General features: G+C 62.2%; 15 protein-coding genes and 1 tRNA gene. 6 read left to right on the forward strand and 10 right to left on the reverse strand.

The window, feature by feature from the left end; translation table 11 throughout:
• Positions 1 to 652 (forward strand): FAD-binding oxidoreductase (locus tag ACOJSI_RS00570; protein ID WP_420136303.1); only part of this gene is annotated, 652 nt, incomplete at its 5' end.
• Positions 653 to 773: 121 nt separating this feature from the next.
• A complete protein-coding gene (locus ACOJSI_RS00575) occupies positions 774 to 1,556 on the forward strand; it encodes a SapC family protein (RefSeq protein WP_420136304.1) in 783 nt (260 codons plus the stop codon).
• 258 nt (positions 1,557 to 1,814) lie between these two features.
• Here ACOJSI_RS00575 and ACOJSI_RS00580 read toward each other — a convergent pair whose 3' ends face one another.
• Entirely contained in the window at positions 1,815 to 2,672 is an 858-nt protein-coding gene (locus ACOJSI_RS00580; protein ID WP_420136305.1) for an N-formylglutamate amidohydrolase, read from the reverse strand.
• Between the two features lie 195 nt (positions 2,673 to 2,867).
• Here ACOJSI_RS00580 and ACOJSI_RS00585 point away from each other — a divergent pair.
• A tRNA-Val gene (locus ACOJSI_RS00585) sits at positions 2,868 to 2,942 on the forward strand.
• Positions 2,943 to 3,044: 102 nt separating this feature from the next.
• On the opposite strand, the gene ACOJSI_RS00590 is transcribed toward ACOJSI_RS00585, so the two are convergent.
• The 3 genes from ACOJSI_RS00590 to ACOJSI_RS00600 form a co-directional block, all read right to left on the reverse strand.
• Complete coding sequence (locus ACOJSI_RS00590) at positions 3,045 to 4,061, reverse strand: LLM class flavin-dependent oxidoreductase (RefSeq protein WP_420136306.1); 1,017 nt, start codon at positions 4,059 to 4,061, stop codon at positions 3,045 to 3,047.
• The gene (locus ACOJSI_RS00595) at positions 4,061 to 4,963 is read right to left on the reverse strand and encodes an ATP-grasp domain-containing protein (protein ID WP_420136307.1); all 903 of its coding nucleotides are present in this window, start codon (positions 4,961 to 4,963) and stop codon (positions 4,061 to 4,063) included. The genes ACOJSI_RS00590 and ACOJSI_RS00595 overlap by 1 nt, the downstream gene beginning before the upstream one ends.
• Positions 4,964 to 5,084: 121 nt before the next feature.
• Positions 5,085 to 6,401 carry a gluconate:H+ symporter gene (locus ACOJSI_RS00600; RefSeq protein WP_420136308.1) on the reverse strand — a complete coding sequence of 439 codons (1,317 nt, stop codon included), beginning with the start codon at positions 6,399 to 6,401 and terminating at the stop codon, positions 5,085 to 5,087.
• 152 nt (positions 6,402 to 6,553) lie between these two features.
• Here ACOJSI_RS00600 and ACOJSI_RS00605 point away from each other — a divergent pair, with 152 nt between their 5' ends.
• Complete coding sequence (locus ACOJSI_RS00605) at positions 6,554 to 7,141, forward strand: NADPH-dependent FMN reductase (protein ID WP_420136309.1); 588 nt, start codon at positions 6,554 to 6,556, stop codon at positions 7,139 to 7,141.
• Here ACOJSI_RS00605 and ACOJSI_RS00610 read toward each other — a convergent pair.
• The 3 genes from ACOJSI_RS00610 to cysD are packed head-to-tail and all read right to left on the reverse strand — an operon-like array spanning position 7,130 to position 11,418.
• Complete coding sequence (locus tag ACOJSI_RS00610; protein ID WP_420136310.1) at positions 7,130 to 8,566, reverse strand: methyltransferase regulatory domain-containing protein; 1,437 nt, start codon at positions 8,564 to 8,566, stop codon at positions 7,130 to 7,132. The genes ACOJSI_RS00605 and ACOJSI_RS00610 overlap by 12 nt on opposite strands.
• Positions 8,567 to 8,605: 39 nt before the next feature.
• Complete coding sequence (gene cysN / locus ACOJSI_RS00615) at positions 8,606 to 10,513, reverse strand: sulfate adenylyltransferase subunit CysN (protein ID WP_420136311.1); 1,908 nt, start codon at positions 10,511 to 10,513, stop codon at positions 8,606 to 8,608.
• Complete coding sequence (cysD, locus tag ACOJSI_RS00620) at positions 10,513 to 11,418, reverse strand: sulfate adenylyltransferase subunit CysD (protein WP_420136312.1); 906 nt, start codon at positions 11,416 to 11,418, stop codon at positions 10,513 to 10,515. The genes cysN and cysD overlap by 1 nt, the downstream gene beginning before the upstream one ends.
• Before the next feature lie 88 nt (positions 11,419 to 11,506).
• Here cysD and cysQ point away from each other — a divergent pair, with 88 nt between their 5' ends.
• Both cysQ and ACOJSI_RS00630 read left to right on the forward strand, forming a co-directional pair.
• Positions 11,507 to 12,337, forward strand: a complete 831-nt coding sequence (gene cysQ, locus ACOJSI_RS00625) for a 3'(2'),5'-bisphosphate nucleotidase CysQ (protein ID WP_420136313.1) — start codon at positions 11,507 to 11,509, stop codon at positions 12,335 to 12,337.
• Between the two features lie 86 nt (positions 12,338 to 12,423).
• Entirely contained in the window at positions 12,424 to 14,595 is a 2,172-nt protein-coding gene (locus ACOJSI_RS00630) for a histidine kinase dimerization/phosphoacceptor domain -containing protein (RefSeq protein WP_420136314.1), read from the forward strand.
• Here ACOJSI_RS00630 and ACOJSI_RS00635 read toward each other — a convergent pair.
• Genes ACOJSI_RS00635 through ald form a run of 3 tightly spaced genes read right to left on the reverse strand, consistent with a single transcriptional unit; the run spans position 14,592 to position 16,490 of the window.
• Positions 14,592 to 15,110: a biliverdin-producing heme oxygenase gene (locus ACOJSI_RS00635; RefSeq protein ID WP_420136315.1), complete on the reverse strand. Its 519-nt coding sequence runs from the start codon at positions 15,108 to 15,110 to the stop codon at positions 14,592 to 14,594. The genes ACOJSI_RS00630 and ACOJSI_RS00635 overlap by 4 nt on opposite strands.
• A gap of 19 nt (positions 15,111 to 15,129) precedes the next feature.
• On the reverse strand, positions 15,130 to 15,342 hold the full coding sequence (locus tag ACOJSI_RS00640) for a DUF3072 domain-containing protein (RefSeq protein ID WP_420136316.1): 213 nt from the start codon (positions 15,340 to 15,342) through the stop codon (positions 15,130 to 15,132).
• Between the two features lie 53 nt (positions 15,343 to 15,395).
• Positions 15,396 to 16,490: an alanine dehydrogenase gene (ald, locus tag ACOJSI_RS00645; protein ID WP_420136317.1), complete on the reverse strand. Its 1,095-nt coding sequence runs from the start codon at positions 16,488 to 16,490 to the stop codon at positions 15,396 to 15,398.
• Positions 16,491 to 16,520: the final 30 nt, after the last annotated feature.

The following is a 16,520-nucleotide window of genomic DNA, read 5'->3' on the forward strand; positions in this document are numbered from 1 at the left end:
CAACGCGCTCGCGATGGTGCTGCGTCACATTCCCGGCACGCGGGCTCCTCTGCAAGGGGTGCATAGCTGGAACGTCCTGATCGAGGCGACGGCACCGGTGGGCGCCCCAGACCCGGCGGAGCGGCTGACCACGTTGCTCGCCGAGGCAGCGGAGGAGGGCCTGATCGAAGATGCCGCTATCGCCAGCAATGAGACCCAGGCCGAGGCATTCTGGAAATTGCGGGAAAGCATCGCCGAGGCAGAGCGGGTTGATGGACCCGCCGCCAAGCACGATATTTCAGTTCCGGTGTCCGCAATGCCCGCCTTCCTTCTGGAAGCGCGAGTAGCGGTCGAAGACCGTTTCGCAGGTTCGCGGGTTCTGGGCTTCGGCCATCTCGGCGATGGCAATATCCACTTCAACGTCCAGCCGCCGATCGATGCGGACGGGAAAAGCTGGCTCGCGGAGGAGGGGCCAAAGGTCAGCAGCTTCGTGCATGACCTCGTGGCCGCACGTGGCGGATCGATGTCGGCCGAACATGGCATCGGGCAGCTGAAGCTGGCCGAATTCGCCAGGACGATCGATCCGGTGCGGCTCCGTGCTTTACGCGCCATCAAGCAAGCCATGGATCCGCACGGCATCATGAACCCGGGCAAGCTCATCCCGCTCGATTAAGCGGCCCATCGCGAAGAGAGCCGGTCTCAAGGTTGCGCCAGCGCGCCCGAGACAATAGAGGGCGGCCTTTCCGCGGGGGCGGGCACGATCACCTCCGCTGCATCCTCAGGAGAGATCAAAGATGGCGAGTGCTCCCGGCAATTCGGGCCTTCCGATGCTGTACCAGGACCTGGTACCCCTTTCGAGCCAGGAACATGCGACCTGGAAGCTGCGTCCGATGCAGTCGCTTGAATTTATCGGGCAAGTTCACGCCATCCCGCTCACGGTAGACGAATTCCCCATCGCGCAGCGTTTCTTCCCGATCGTTTTCTCGATCGGCTCCGATCCTGTGCCGCTGGCGCTGATGGCGCTCAACGAAGGTGTGAACGTCTTCGTCAACGAAGACGGCAGCTATCGTGACAACACTTATCTGCCGGCGTTCGTCCGTCGCTATCCGTTCATGCTGGCGCGCCTGCGCAACGACAGCGACGAAATGTCGCTGTGCTTCGACCCCAGCCGCGGCGTGCTGGGCGATTATGAGGATGGTTTGCCGCTGTTCGAAAATGGCGAGCCGACCCAGGCGGTGAAGGATATGCTGGGTTTCTGCGAGCAGTTCGAGGTCGCTGCCCAACGCACCACCGCTTTCATGAAGGATCTCGTCGAAACCGGATTGCTGGAGGATGGGGAACTGAACATCCAGCATCAGTCGAGCCCCAATCCGTTTCTCTATCGCGGCTTCGGCATGGTGAATGAAGAAAAGCTGCGCGACCTGCGTGGCGACCAGCTGCGTAAGATGAGCCAGAACGGCATGCTGACTTTGCTATATGCGCATCTGTTCTCGCTCGGCCTCGTCAGCGAAATCTTCGGCCGCCAGATGGAATTGGGTAAGGTGCCGGCCCAGCAGCCGATCCTCCAGAACGTCTGATCAATACGCGGGGATGGCCAGCGGGTCGCGGGGCGGCCGGCTGGCCGCGACTCGGCAATGGTGCGAGGGATGCGACGGATTTCACGGTAAAAAATCGTAAGACCTTGAAACCCTTTTGCCGCTCACCTATTCTTATACCGATGCCCCGCCGTGTTCCCCTTTCGCGGCTCGGCATTAGCGCGCTTCGGCGCGCTTCCTCCCTGAACCTTGGCCACTCCGTGCGAAAGCACGGGGTGGCTTTTTTCTTATGGGGCCGGGTTATTCCGCCGCAATCGCCGACGGCGATTGGATAGCGTTCAGCGCGGCAGCAGCGAGCGAAGCTACCAGCTTTTGAGCGTCGGCTAATCCGGGGGACAGGCTGCGCATATCCCGCTCAAGATAGAGCGTCCGATCAATCTCGATCTGCAGGGCGTGGACATTGTCCGCCGGGCGTCCATGGCGGACGAGGCCATAGGCTCCCGCATATGGGGCGTTGAGGGCCGTGGGGTAGCCAAGCGCGCGCGCGATACGCGCCATGTCCGCCGCGACGCCTTTTCCGGCTGATCGCCCATGCTTGTCACCGATCACCACGCGCGCGGCGCGCGTTCCCGGCAGTGGCGGCATGGAGTGGCAATCGATCAGTACGGCGCAACCGAAACGGGCGCTGGCAGCTGCCAGCGCGTCTGCGATGGCCGCGGGATAGGGTTCGTGAATAAGCTCCAGTCGGGCGCTGGCCGCTGCTGGCGAGGGCAGCACCTGCCACAGATGGCGCTTGCCCAGCCGATCCGGCAGCAGGCCTAGACCCGATCGCGCACGCGCACTCGCCGCGCCGCCGCTTCCGGGCGGATCGCGCAATGCCGGATGCAGATCCTCTTCGCCGCGATTGAGATCGATGCAAGCCCGAGCGATCCGTGCCACGATCGCGACCGCGCCGCGTTCAACCGCGCCTTCGATCAGCAGATCGGCGTGGCGATCCTCCAACTGTTCCAACAGATGCAGCGGCACCGCGCTCGCGGCCACCAGGGTGGGAGGGTAATAACGTCCGGCATGGGGAACGGCGCAGACCAGGGGACTGGTCGGCTCATCCGGTCCCAGCCGTTCGAAGAGAGGCAGGCGGGTGAGGGCGGCCGCGGGCATGACGTTCCTGATAAAAGGAAAAGCGGCCGTCATGAAGCGAATTACGGACCTGGCCCTGCTCAACACCTGTCCGACGGTGTGGCGCGCACGAAATGATCGGAAGCTCGAATAGATGCGGATCGCGGGTTGCGCGATCCAAACCCCTCGGCTAACAGCCCCAAACCCCTTTCCGGGCGCGATTCATCCGCGTCCAGTGGGCGTGTAGCTCAGTGGTAGAGCACTGTGTTGACATCGCAGGGGTCGCAAGTTCAATCCTTGCCACGCCCACCAGAATTACCCCGCCAATCCAATGGGTTGGCGGGGTTTTTCGCATCTACGGACCTGGACTGTCGGGTCGGCGTTGTACGCTACCCAACGACGATGTCGCTTCGCCTAGGTCGTGCCCATTACCTGCTGCGCGAACCGCTGCATCTCTTCGGCTTGGGGGCTCATCTGCAGCAGGAGAAGGTTCAGCCCTGCCGCCTCATATTCCTCGATTCGCGCCTTCAGCTGTTCGGGTGTGCCCACCAGATTTGGCCGCAGCCCACGATTGGAGACGGAATATTCCTGGATCTTGAGCTCGCGTTCCAGCTGCGTTCCCGATAGCCACTGATCAAAATTCGCATAGCCAGCGGGCAATTCGCTGACGGTCGTGATCCGCTCCAGCTCCCGTTTCGCCTCTGCTTCGCTGTCCCGCACGATCGCATAGGCCGCCATGCCATACAGCATAGGCTGGCCGCCGGCGGCCTCCCGCCGTGCTGCCATGTCCGCGATTTTGGGCGCAATGGCGGACACCGGATCGCCATGCATCACATAGGCATCGCATTGAGCCGCGATCATCGTCTTGGCTTTCTCGCTCTCCCCGCCAGCATAGATGGTCGGGCGTTTGGCCGGTTTGGGGGCGCAGATGGCGTCCTGCGTCCGATAATAGTCGCCGGAGAAGCTGAACCGATCCTGCGTCCAAAGCCCGTCGACGACCTGGAGCCATTCCGATGTGCGGGCATAGCGATCGTCATGCTCATCGAATTGCAGGCCATATTGGCGGGCCTCATCCGCCCACCAGGAAGATACGACGTTGAGTGCCAGCCGTCCTCCGGCGATCCGGTCGATATTGGCGGCTGCCTTTGCGAACAAGGCGGGCTGGTGGAAGTTCGGGCGGACGGCAACCATCAGCTCGATCTGCTCCGTTACCGCGGCCAGCGCCGCGGCGGTCGACCAGGCATCCAGCGCGGGCTGATCGACGCCCTTGATGTCGTTGAGGTTGAGTTCCGCGATCAGCGTGAGGTCATAGCCCCAACGTTCCGCCTGCTGGGTCAAGCGTCTGGTATAATCCCAGCTGGCCTCCATGCCTTCGTCGGCGACGTTGCGCAGCCAGCCGCCGAACACAGGCGTCCAATATCCATAGCGCATCAGCGTGCGTCCTCGATCCGCGCGATCAGATAATCCACCAGCCGCTCGTGCGGATCCCAACCAAGAACGTCCAGCGGGTTGGCAACGAAGTTCGATAAGGCGTTGATATCGTAAAATCGCGCCGTCCCATCGCGGTCATCGATCATCACTTCGATGCCGCCCACGTCGAGATCCATTGCCGTTGCGATGCGCTCCGCCGCGTTTACCAAATTTGCAGTCGGGCGAACGGCGGTCATGCTGATCGACGAGCCAACCACGCAAGCATCCGCCGGGCAGAGATCGAACGCGCCGCCACCTGCAACGTCGATCGCATAGAGGAAGGCGCGATCCAGCGTTTCGATCCGCGTGATGATCCCGTCACGCGCGGGCACATAATCCTGCACCAGCAACACGCCGTCGACGCTGCTTGGCAGATCGCCGGCCGCAACCGTGTGGCGAAGTTCGTCCATGCTGTCGAACCGCATGATGCCGGCACCCGAACCGCCAATATTGGCCTTCACCACTAACGGAAAGCCGATGGTCGCGGCCGCGGCGGCCACGTCCTGCACGCGATGCACGACCCGTGTTGCTGGAATGGCCAGGCCAAGGGAGGCGATCAGGGCGAGCTGCCGCGCCTTGGAGGCGTCGATCGCCAGAACATCGGTCCCGTTGATCACATTGGCGCCAGCGCGGCGCCAATGATCCAGCAGGGCCATGGTATGGAAGATGGGATGTTCGCCGCTTCGCAGGAAGCTCGACATCGCGATACGATTGAAGATGAGAGGAGCCGGCACGTCGCGATCGGTCGGATCGAAATGGCCGTCAGGCTGCAGACGCGCATGGCGGATGCCGCGGCGGTCCAAGGCGGCGAATAGCGGCGTGAACCAGGAAGGGTGCTCATAAAGAATTGCTAATTGGGTCACGCTTTATGACTCGCGATTGAAACGGCCGCCGTGTCACGAGACGAGGACGGATGCCAGCCGAGGTCTGCTTCGCGGGCGTGAAGATAGGATTGTGGCGAGAATTGCGGGTGCGGAGGGCCTCTTATCCCACGAACAGACTGAGCATCAGCACGAATACCAGGCCGCACAGGCCGACGATGGTTTCCATCAGCGACCAGGATCGGAACGTGTCGCGCAAGCTCAGGCCGAAATATTCCTTGAACATCCAGAAGCCGGAATCATTGACGTGGCTGCACATCAAGCTGCCCGCGCCGACTGCAAGCACCATCAAATTGGGATCGACGTGGGTTGCGATCACCAGCGGGTGAACCAGGCTTGCCGCGGTCAGCCCGGCGACGGTCGCGGAGCCCAGCGCGATCCTGATTACGAAAGCTATCAACCAGCCGAGCATCAATGGCGGCAGCGGAATATCCTGCAAAAGGCCGGCAAGTTGCACGTCGGCGCCGCTGTCGATCAGCACCTGCTTGAGCGCGCCGGCGCCCCCGATGATCATCAGGATGGTGGCGATATCCCGTACCGCCGTGCCGAAGCCCTCCATGATCTCGCCGAGCGGCCGGCCGCGTGCCGTACCGAGCGCGACGGTTGCGATGACGACGGACAGTAGAAGGACGATCGTGGGATTGCCGACAAACCCGATCAGCGACTTTTGCTCCGGCGAAAGACCGGGCGAATAGGCCAGGGCGGTCGCGATGCCGATCAGGATCACCGGAAGCAGCGCGCAGACGAAGCTGTTGAACGCCCCCGGCAGATCGGTACTGCGGGTATCCGACGGCTTGAACAATGTCGAAGGCGCGCCGACGATGCCCTTCAGCGTGGTGGAAAAGAGCGGTCCTGCGATCAGCAGCGTCGGGATGCCGACAATCAGGCCGTAAATCAGCGTGGTGCCGAGATCCGCGCCGAACTGGGTGACCAGCGCCGTCGGCGAAGGGTGCGGCGGCAGAAATCCATGCGCGATGGAGAGGCCGGCGAGCAAAGGCATGCCGACATAAACGGCGGGCAATTTGGCGCGGTAGGTGATCGAGAAGATCAGCGGCACCATCAGGACGAAGCCGACATTGTAGTAAAGCGGGATGCCGACGATAAAACCGGTGAAGGTCATCGCGATCGGAAATCGTTTCTGCCCGAACAGCCGGGTCAGGCTCTCTGCAATCCGTTCGGCGGCTCCGCTATCGGCGATCAGCTTGCCGAACATGGCGCCGAGGATGATCACACCGGCAAGCGAACCGAGCAGGTCGCCGATGCCATGCTCCATGCTCGCCGGGATTTTGGCGAGCGGCATGCCCAGCATCAGGGCTGCGGCCAAGGCGGAGATGATGAACGCTACGAATGGCGGCGCCTTCAACACCGCGATCAACAGCACCAGCAGGACAACAGCGGCAATGATCGGCAGCAGGGTCATGGGGCGGGTCTATCGGCCTGGGGGAGCAGCGTCGAGGTGAGCCGGTTACGACTTTGGTCGCGATCGGGCGGAAATCAGCTGAGCCGCGCTATCTCGGCGCGGGCCGTTGCGCCGCCCGTGCCAGCTCGCTAGGCGGTCGGGAGGAGGCGCCGTTGACCCGAGACTTTTCGCCCTTGATCGTCGGAATCGGTGGGACGTCGCGTCCGCACTCCACCAGCGAGCTGGCAGTACGCTGCGCGCTGCTGGCGGCGGAGCGCTTGGGCGCACGTACGCAGTTGATCGATGGGGCGCTGATTTCCGGTTTGCCGCTCTATGTCCCGGGGCGCACCGAACGGACCGATGACGAAACCACGTTCATCAATGCCGTGCGGGAGTGCGATGGCGTAATCGTCGCCTCGGCCGGCTATCACGGCAGCATCACGGGGCCGGTCAAGAATGCGCTCGATCTACTCGAGGATTTGGCACGTGACGACCGTCCGTATCTCGACGGCTGCGCCTTTGGCGCGATCGTGAGTGCCTTTGGCTGGCTGGCGTGCGGGACAACGCTCGTCACGCTGCGGTCGATTGCGCATGCTTTGCGGGCGTGGCCAACGCCTTACGGGGCAGCCTTCGTTCCCGAAGGCAAGGTTTTTGAACAAGACGGCACCGCGCTGGATGCCAAGATCGGAGACCAGATCGGCTTGGTCGCACGGCAGGTCGTAGACTTCGCCCGCTGGCGCAAGGCCGGCTCAGGGCTCTGAGGCTGCGCGATCCGGAACAAGCAGCGCGCTGGCAGCAATCCACTGCAATGCCTTGTCCAGCGGCATCTTTCTTTCTTCGACCGCCCAGGCGCGCTTCAGCGCCTCTCGGTCGTGTGCGCCATCCAGCAGGGTGACGAGGTGCCGTAGATCCGGGTCCTGCAGCGCCATCGTCTTGTGCGCGAGCGTCGCGACCACTGGCGACCCCTGTCCAATCTGCATACGGGCCAGCGAGCTCGCTTTCGGTTTTTCGCGCAGCGAGTGTGTGAAGGTCGGCGCTGTTGTGGAGAGCGTGACGATATCCTCCAGCGCATAGTGGCGCAGAGCGGCCAGCAATTCCCGATCAAGGTTGAGGCTATCCACACGGATCACCTCCGGCTGTCTGGCGATCAGCGTTCGCAGCAAGGCGGCACGCCGGGGATCGTTGACATGAACCTTACGCTTGCCCGCCTGAAAGTCGTCGTCGCCAATGTCTTTCGTATCGGTCGTCACCCACAGCTTCGTCATGGCCTCATCCACGGCCACTCGCGAGAATTGTGCTTCTGCGTGGACGAAGAGACTCGAACGGAAGTAGCGGCCCTTGGTGTAATCCAGCGCCTGCAGACGGTCGAGCAATGCGTGCTCGCGGATTTGGGCGCGATCCGGATCAAGGAACCCCTTGTCCAAGCCACCGCCGGCGGCCTCGCCCAGATAGGCCAGGCCATGTGCCTGCGCGTCCCGCACCACCGTTAGAAACGATTGAGGAAAGTAAAAGTCGTTCATCACATCGTGGAACAGAAGCCCATCGGACGAGGCAAGGGCCGCTTCGGCTTCGCGGCGCATCGTAGCCGTGATCGGCTCGTCTCCAGGTTGCGGTGCCGCGAAGGAACGGAGCAGGGCGCGAACCGCCGCAATTTGTTGAGCGGGCGCCTCTATCGAGGCGATGTGGTGGCGGATCATCTCGCGCAATGCGATCCGGCTGTGTCCGCCGGGAAAGGTGTTATAGCTGACGAAGGCGACGCCGTTGGGCGACAATCGCCGTCGGATCAGCGGCATGACGGCGGCGCGAACGACGTCCGGAACCCAAGCATAGATGCCATGGGCACTGATATAATCGAAGGTGCCGTCGAGGCGCTCCGCCGCCTCCAAGATGTTCAGGACCAGATGACGGACATTGCTGAGGGCTGCCGCTTCGGACCAGCGGCGGCCGCGCCCAATCGGCTGTTCCGCGATATCGAAGTTGACGAACTCGGCGCGAGGATAGGCGGCCGCGAGCGCGATGGCGTCTAATCCATCGCCGCCGCCAATCTGAAGCACACGGGCCGTGTCGATCGCAGGCGGATCCAGCCCGTGCAATTTCGCGAGGACAGCCATCCGGTCGGGATGCGTCTTGCGGGATATCATCGATGGATAAGCGACCTGATCGTAAGACGTGAGGGGCGCCGTCATTCCGTGTTCCTAAAGAGGACGACAAGGCCGCGCTATGCATTAGCGGTCGAGCAGATAGTCGACGATGTGATCGGCGGCTTGCTCCGGCGATTGAGATGTCGTGTCGATCCGCAGCTCCGCCTTTTCGGGCGCTTCATACGGGCTGTCTATCCCGGTGAAGTTCTTGAGCGCGCCCGCGCGCGCCTTGGCATAGAGGCCTTTCACGTCGCGCCGTTCGGCTTCCGCTAGCGGCGTATCGATGAAGATCTCGATGAACTCGCCGTCCGGAAGCATCTGCCGCACCATTTCGCGTTCTGCCCGGAAAGGCGAGATGAAGGCAGTGATGACGATCAGGCCCGCATCGCTCATCAATCGTGCGACTTCACCGACCCGCCGTATATTCTCGATGCGGTCGGCATCGGTGAAACCCAAATCCCGATTGAGACCGTGTCGCACATTGTCGCCATCGAGCAGGAACGTATGGCGGTTCATCCGCGCCAACTTCTTCTCGACCAGATTGGCGATGGTCGATTTGCCGGCGCCTGAAAGACCGGTGAACCATAGCACGGCAGGTTTCTGACGCATCAGCGCCGCTCTGCGTTCCCGTGTGATATCCGTCGCTTGCCAATGGATGTTCTGGGCGCGACGCAGGGAGAAATGGATCATCCCGGCAGCGACGGTGGCATTCGTGAATTTGTCGATCAGAATGAAGCCACCGAGATCGCGGCTCTTCTCATAGGGCTCAAAGACCAGGGGGCGGTCGGTCGACAGGTTGGCGACGCCGATTGCGTTCAAATCCAGTGTCTTGGCAGCAAGATGCTCCAAGCTATTAACGTTGATCTGGTACTTTGGGGGCTGGACGTTTGCGGTGACGGTCTGAGTACCGAGCTTCAGCCAATATGCGCGGCCGGGAAGCATCGCTTCGTCCGCCATCCACACGATGGTGGCCTCAAACTGATCGGCGGTCTCCGGCGGGTCTCCCGCGGCCGCGATAACGTCGCCACGCGAGCAATCGATCTCATCGGCGAGCGTCAGGGTCACCGATTGGCCGGCAACCGCCCCGTCGCGATCGCCGTCAAAGGTAACGATCCGCGCGATGCGTGAGGTCCTGCCGCTCGGCAGGACACGGATCTCATCGCCGGGCGCGATGGTGCCGCCCGCGATCAGCCCGGAAAAGCCTCGAAAGTCGAGATTGGGTCGATTGACCCACTGCACTGGCATGCGGAAAGCCTTGGCGCGATCTGCGTCGGCATCCAGCGAGACGGTCTCTAGATGATCGAGCAACGTCGGGCCGTCATACCAGGGCAGATTGCGTGAAGGGGTAGTGACATTGTCGCCTGCAAAGCCCGAGATCGGCATGGCCAGGAAAGACGCAATTCCGATCGTCTCCGCAAAGCTGCGATAATCGGCGACGATCGCGTCGTAACGTGCCTGATCATAATCGATCAGGTCCATCTTGTTGATCGCAAGCACGACGTTGCGGATACCGATCAGGTGGCAAAGATAGCTGTGGCGCCGCGTCTGCGTCAGCACGCCCTTGCGCGCATCGACCAGGATCACGGCAAGGTCGGCGGTCGAAGCGCCGGTAATCATATTGCGCGTATATTGCTCATGGCCAGGCGTATCGGCGACGATGAACTTGCGCCGGTCCGTCGCGAAGAAGCGATACGCAACGTCGATCGTGATACCTTGCTCGCGTTCGGCGGCGAGACCATCGACCAGCAGGGCAAAATCGATATTCTGTCCCTGCGTGCCGACCCGGCGGCTGTCCGCCTCGAGCGCAGCCAGCTGATCCTCAAAGATCATCTTTGAATCGTACAACAAACGCCCGATAAGCGTGGATTTTCCATCGTCCACGGAGCCACAGGTAATGAAGCGCAACAGGCTCTTATGCTGGTGCCGATCGAGATAGGCGTCGATATCCTCGGCGATGAGCGCATCGGCCTGGTAAGAGGAGGCATCGGTCATTAGAAATAGCCTTCCTGCTTCTTCTTCTCCATGCCGGCCCCAGCCGCATCCTTGTCGATCGCGCGGCCCTGACGTTCGGACGTGGTGGTCAGAAGCATCTCCTGAATGACCTCGGGCAGGGTCTTGGCCTCGCTCTCGATGGCGCCTGTGAGCGGATAGCAACCGAGCGTGCGGAAACGGACCGACCGGTCGACAGGCACTTCGCCGGGCCCCAGCGGGAAGCGGTCATCGTCCACCATCAGGAGCATGCCGTCGCGCTCCACCGTGGGGCGGGGTGCGGCGAAATAAAGGGGGACGATCTCGATCTGTTCAAGGTGAATATATTGCCAGATGTCGAGCTCGGTCCAATTGGAGATCGGGAAGATACGGATGCTCTCGCCCTTGGCCTTGCGGGCATTGTAGAGATGCCAGAGCTCGGGGCGCTGGTTCTTCGGGTCCCAACGATGATTGGCTGAGCGGAAGGAAAAGATGCGCTCCTTCGCGCGGCTCTTCTCCTCATCGCGCCGCGCACCGCCGAAAGCCGCGTCGAACCCATATTGATCCAGCGCCTGCTTCAGCCCCTCCGTCTTCCACATGTCGGTGTGGAGGCTACCGTGATCAAACGGGTTGATGCCGCGCGCCTTGGCTTCCGGGTTCTGGTAGACAAGCAACTCCATGCCCGCCTCCCGCGCCGCCTTGTCGCGCAAGTCATACATGGCCTTGAACTTCCAGGTCGTGTCGACGTGGAGCAAGGGGAAGGGCGGGGGAGCCGGGTAAAAGGCTTTCCGCGCAAGATGCAGCATCACCGCCGAATCCTTGCCGACTGAATAGAGCATCACCGGCTTTTCGGTCTCCGCGACCACTTCGCGCAGGATATGGATGCTTTCGGCCTCGAGCCGTTGAAGATGAGTAAGGGATGCAGTCATGGCGTCCGGCTTCAAGCACGACACCGCTATCGATGTCGCAACATAAAATCTTTGCCCAGGCAAGCCGGGATGCCCTACCGCCCGGGCTATGAAAATCGATCGGGATGCATTGTTGGACGGACTGGTCGAGGCGTCGATCGCGGCTGGGACCGCGATTATGACGATCTATGACAGCCATTTTTCGGTAACGGTGAAGCCGGATAGCTCGCCGGTGACAGATGCGGATGCGGCAGGTGAAGCCATCATCCTTCAAGCTCTCGCAACGCTGTCACCCGAGGTTCCCGTCGTTGCTGAGGAAGAGGCCGCCGCAGGCCGCATTCCCGATACGGACGGTCACTTCTATCTCGTCGATCCGCTTGACGGCACCAAGGAATTCATCAGCCGCAACGGCGATTTCACGGTCAATATTGCGTTGATCGAAGATCATGCACCGGGGCTCGGCGTCGTTTTCGCGCCGGTCGAACGTCGCATCTTTGCGGGCGACGCCAAGCGTCTGCTGGCATGGACGGCCCTGGTGGGAGAAGATGGTATCATCGGATCCCGCCGCACAATGCGGGTCCGCGATGTTCCTGACGAAGGCCTGGCCGCGGTCGCATCGCGATCGCACAATTCGGCGGCGACCGAATCCTATCTCGATCAATTCAAGGTGGCGTCCCGGGTAACGCGCGGGTCATCGCTGAAAATCTGCATGGTCGCCTGCGGCCAAGCGGATCTGTACCCCCGTCTGGCGCCCACGATGGAATGGGATATCGCGGCAGGTGACGCTGTGTTACGTGCTGCGGGAGGAATGATATCCGCACCCGACGGTGGTGCGATGCCTTATGGGAAGCCGGGCTTTTTCAATCGCGGCTTCGTGGCAGCGGGCGGGATGAAGGCCCCGCCGATACAAGCCTTCATGCGCGATGCGCCGGCACGCTGATCTCGATCAATGGACAAAACATATCTGTCGGCCCTAATTTTACGTATGTCGCGTAACGGATCATGCAGGCGCGGAGGCTTGCGAATTTGAGCAGTCAGGTGGAGACAGCGCCGCTGGCTGTCGTGGATCCGCAGAGTTCGTCGCCGGATCTCACCGCATGCGATCGCGAACCGATTCATATTTCGGGCGCGATTCAGCCGCACGGGTTACTCCTGATCGCGGATCTGGCGAGCCTGCGGGTGGTCGCGGGCGCCGGCCAGATCGAGGATCGGCTGCGCGCGGATTGGTTGGATCAGCCATTGGCCGATTTGCTGGGTGAGCCGGTCGAGGCGGCGCTGCTTCAGGCCCAAACGATCGGCCGATCGATTGCATCGGTCGGGGTGGTGCGCGGCCGCACGGAATCGTTCGACGCGCTTCTGCACATTTCCGACGATCACGTCCTGGTCGAGCTCGAGCCGCGGCCCGACATGCCGGTGGCGGCCGTGGCGACGCTGTCCCGCCTCGATGCGTTCAGCACCAACTTCGAACGCGCCCCGGACCTGATCTCGCTCTGCGAACGTGCAGCGCTAGCCTATCGGGAATTGACTGGATTCGACCGGGTCATGGTCTATCGATTCCTGGATGATGGCGCCGGCATGGTATTGGCGGAGGAGCGCGATCCGCAGCTGCCGTCCTTCTTGAACCATCATTTTCCCGCCAGCGATATCCCGCAGCAGGCGCGGGCTTTGTATGTTCGCAACCGTGTTCGCGTGATTCCTGATGTCGGGTACGAACCCGCGGCGATACGTCCGAGCGCGGCCGGGTTGGGCGCGATCGACCTGAGCGATGCCTCGTTACGATCTGTCTCCCCGATCCACATCCAATATCTGAAGAATATGGGGGTGCAGGCTTCCGCCTCTATCTCGATCGTCAAGGACGGCCTGCTCTGGGGGCTGATTGCGTGCCATAATCATCAGCCTCGCCGCATCGGTTATGAAGCACGCATTGCCTGTCAGGCCCTGGCAGGCGGCCTTGCGCGTCAGATCCGTGCAAAAGAAGAGGCGCAGATCTACCGAGAGCGGCTACGTCTGCGTTCGGGCGAGGAGAAGCTTGTCGGTCGCCTGACCACCGAACGGCCGGGCGTGGATTGGTTCGTGGGCTATGGCGACGAATTCAGCCGGCTGTTCAACGCGGATGGATTCGCGGTGGTGCGCGATCAGCAGGTCAGTACCTCCGGTGCGGCGCCCGATGCGGATCAGATCCTGGCACTCGCCGCTTGGATTCGGACCAAGGGACTGACCGAGCCGTTCGTCAGCATGGCATTGAGCGAGCAATTTGCGCCGGCTGCTGCATATACCCGGATGGCCAGTGGTGTGCTGGCCATTAATTTGACCGGCGAATCCGATGCCCTGCTGCTGTGGTTCCGCGTCGAGCATCTGGAAACGGTGGAATGGGCCGGAAATCCGCACAAGGACGCGCAGGGCGAAGCCGGTATCCTGACGCCACGCAGTTCCTTCGCAGGCTGGCGCGAGGAGGTGCGCGGCCGGTCACGGCGCTGGACCATCGGCGAGATCGAGGCCGCATCGCGCCTGCGCCGCACGTTGACGTCGGTGCGGCAGAGCCAGCGGTTGCGGGAGCTCAATCGTCAACTGGGCCTGACCATCGCCGAAAAAGAAGCGTTGCTTGCCGAAAAGGATCATCTGCTCCGTGAGGTCAATCATCGGGTGCAGAACAGCCTTCAGCTCGTTCAGGCGTTCCTGGCGCTACAGGCGAATTCCACCAACGATGCCACGCTGATCGATCATCTTGGCGAGGCGCAGCGGCGCCTGTCCGCAGTCGCCTTGGTCCATCGGCGCCTGTATCAGGCTGACCAGCTGGAGACGGTGGATCTGTCCCGCTATCTGGAAGAACTGATTGGGGACATGATCTCCGCATCCGGTGCGGAATGGGGAGCGCAGATTCGCCTGGATCTCGCGCCCGTCCTGATTTCGGCCGATCGCGCAGTCCATGTCGGGCTGATCCTGACCGAGCTGGTCATCAACGCCAACAAATATGCCTATGGCGGCAAGCCGGGTCCGATGGCGATCGCAATCGAGGAACATGGCGGCAAGTTCCGCCTGATCGTGGCCGACAATGGCACCGGCAAGGTCCGCACGCGCGTTGGATTCGGAACGCGGATGATCGAGGCGATGGTGCAAAGCCTGGGCGGAACGCTGGAGCAGAGCGATAATCAGCCCGGTTTGCGCGTGATCGTCACCGCGCCGATCGACAAGATTTAGGATTCGCGCGCCGCGTCCGCGTACAGATCGAACGTCGCATCGGCTGCCGCGATCGCCTGATCCATCCAATCGTCGTCGCCGAGGCTGGACGCATGATCCAGCGCGTCGCCAAAGGCCCGCCATGCGCCGGCGGGGTGCACGGCGGACAGATATGCGCGCGGCAGCTCCGCCGGTACGGCACCCGCAAGTATGGAGCCGCCGAGCCGTGATCCTTCGATGACATAGAGCGCACCGAAAGCGCCGGCATCATTGGCCGGCGCGCCCATTTCGTAGGGATCCGGCATCGGCAATCCCAATGCTTCCAGATCCTGCTGCAATAACGGCGTGCGCAGGCCGAACGCGGGGAGACCTTCGCGTTGCGCCAGGGCGCGCTCCACAGCGGGAAGCGCGCGTGCGTGCGCGGTCAAAAACCGGCCGTAAGAGTTTGCGTCGCTGAGATCGAAAGCCCCGAAAGCGGCATCGATCATCTCATGTTTTTCTGCCGTGGCAGTTCTCAGGGTCTTGCGGGCAGACATCTTGCAGGCATGACGCGGCCTAATGGCCGCGTCCAGTCTCCTCTTGCAAAGCGTCGATCCGCTTGGATGCTTCCGCCTTGCTTAAATTCTCATCGAACGGCTGATGCGCTTCCTCGCTCAGCGTCTTGAGATACGAGGCCTGCGCCCCGGTCATGGGCTCGTCGCCAGTTGTCCAATCGTCGGGGTCCTTCTCCGCGTTGGACGTCGGGTGGCTTTTGGGATTGTCGATCATCGTGCGTCTCCTTGTAGCTGGAAACGCACGATGTTCCTATCATGTTCCCATGCTCAGTTAAGTGGAAGGTCCAGCGCCTCGGCGACGGCTGCATGCCGGATCTTGCCGCCCGACACGTTCAAACCGTTGGCCAGGTGCGGATCGGCGGCCATCGCCGCTTCCGCCCCCATCGTCGCGAGCCTGAGCGCGAAGGGCAGGGTGGCGTTGTTGAGCGCGAAGGCAGAGGTGCGCGCCACCGCTCCTGGCATATTCGCCACGCAATAATGAATGATCCCGTCGACCTCGAACACCGGATTGTCGTGGGTGGTGGCGTGGCTGGTCTCGAAGCAGCCACCTTGATCGATCGCGATGTCGACCAGCACCGATCCGCGCTTCATCGTCTTCAGCATGTCGCGCGTGACGAGCTTGGGCGCGGCCGCACCGGGGATCAGGACCGCACCGATTACCAGGTGGGCGCGCGCCACGGCGGCGGCGATCGCCGCGCGTGACGCATAGGCCGTCTTGATCTGGTTGGAGAAGAACATGTCCAGCTCGGCCAGGCGCGCGTTGGAAATGTCATAGATAGTGACGTCGGCCCGCATGCCGACCGCCATCTGCGCGGCATTCACGCCGGCGACGCCGCCGCCGAGGATCGCAACCCGGGCGGGTGCGACACCCGGAACGCCGCCCAAGAGCACGCCGCGACCGCCTTGCTCCTTCTCAAGATAATGTGCGCCGACCTGCACAGCCATGCGGCCGGCGACTTCGGACATCGGCTTGAGGAGTGGCAGCGAGCGATCATTGGCCGTCACCGTCTCATAAGCGATGCAGGTCGCACCGGACTTCATCAGTCCTTCCGCCTGCGGTTTGTCGGCGGCAAGATGAAGATAGGTAAACAGCAGATGGTCGGGGCGCAGCCGCGCGATCTCGATCGGCTGAGGCTCCTTAACCTTCACGATCATCTCGGCCTGCGCAAAGACCGCATCGGCATCGGGTAGGATCGAGGCGCCCGCCTCGACATAATCGGCATCTTCGAAGTCGATACCCTTGCCAGCGCCGGTCTCCACCACCACTTGGTGTCCTGCGCCCACCAACTCCGCCACGGACGGCGGCGTGAGGCCGACGCGATATTCGTGATTCTTGATCTCTTTCGGCACGCCAATGCGCATGCATCATCTCCTGGAATTTGGATGGGCAAC

Source organism: Sphingomonas sp., assembly GCF_048595155.1.
Classification (GTDB): domain Bacteria; phylum Pseudomonadota; class Alphaproteobacteria; order Sphingomonadales; family Sphingomonadaceae; genus Sphingomonas_I.

Bases quoted from the DNA above. Each gene is read 5' to 3' on its own strand.
- ACOJSI_RS00575 (WP_420136304.1), top strand. From the start codon at position 774: ATGGCGAGTGCTCCCGGCAATTCGGGCCTTCCGATGCTGTACCAGGAC.
- ACOJSI_RS00580 (WP_420136305.1), bottom strand. From the start codon at position 2,672: ATGCCCGCGGCCGCCCTCACCCGCCTGCCTCTCTTCGAACGGCTGGGA.
- ACOJSI_RS00590 (WP_420136306.1), bottom strand. From the start codon at position 4,061: ATGCGCTATGGATATTGGACGCCTGTGTTCGGCGGCTGGCTGCGCAAC.
- ACOJSI_RS00600 (WP_420136308.1), bottom strand. From the start codon at position 6,401: ATGACCCTGCTGCCGATCATTGCCGCTGTTGTCCTGCTGGTGCTGTTG.
- ACOJSI_RS00610 (WP_420136310.1), bottom strand. From the start codon at position 8,566: ATGACGGCGCCCCTCACGTCTTACGATCAGGTCGCTTATCCATCGATG.
- cysN (WP_420136311.1), bottom strand. From the start codon at position 10,513: ATGACCGATGCCTCCTCTTACCAGGCCGATGCGCTCATCGCCGAGGAT.
- cysD (WP_420136312.1), bottom strand. From the start codon at position 11,418: ATGACTGCATCCCTTACTCATCTTCAACGGCTCGAGGCCGAAAGCATC.
- cysQ (WP_420136313.1), top strand. From the start codon at position 11,507: ATGAAAATCGATCGGGATGCATTGTTGGACGGACTGGTCGAGGCGTCG.
- ACOJSI_RS00635 (WP_420136315.1), bottom strand. From the start codon at position 15,110: ATGTCTGCCCGCAAGACCCTGAGAACTGCCACGGCAGAAAAACATGAG.
- ACOJSI_RS00640 (WP_420136316.1), bottom strand. From the start codon at position 15,342: ATGATCGACAATCCCAAAAGCCACCCGACGTCCAACGCGGAGAAGGAC.
- ald (WP_420136317.1), bottom strand. From the start codon at position 16,490: ATGCGCATTGGCGTGCCGAAAGAGATCAAGAATCACGAATATCGCGTC.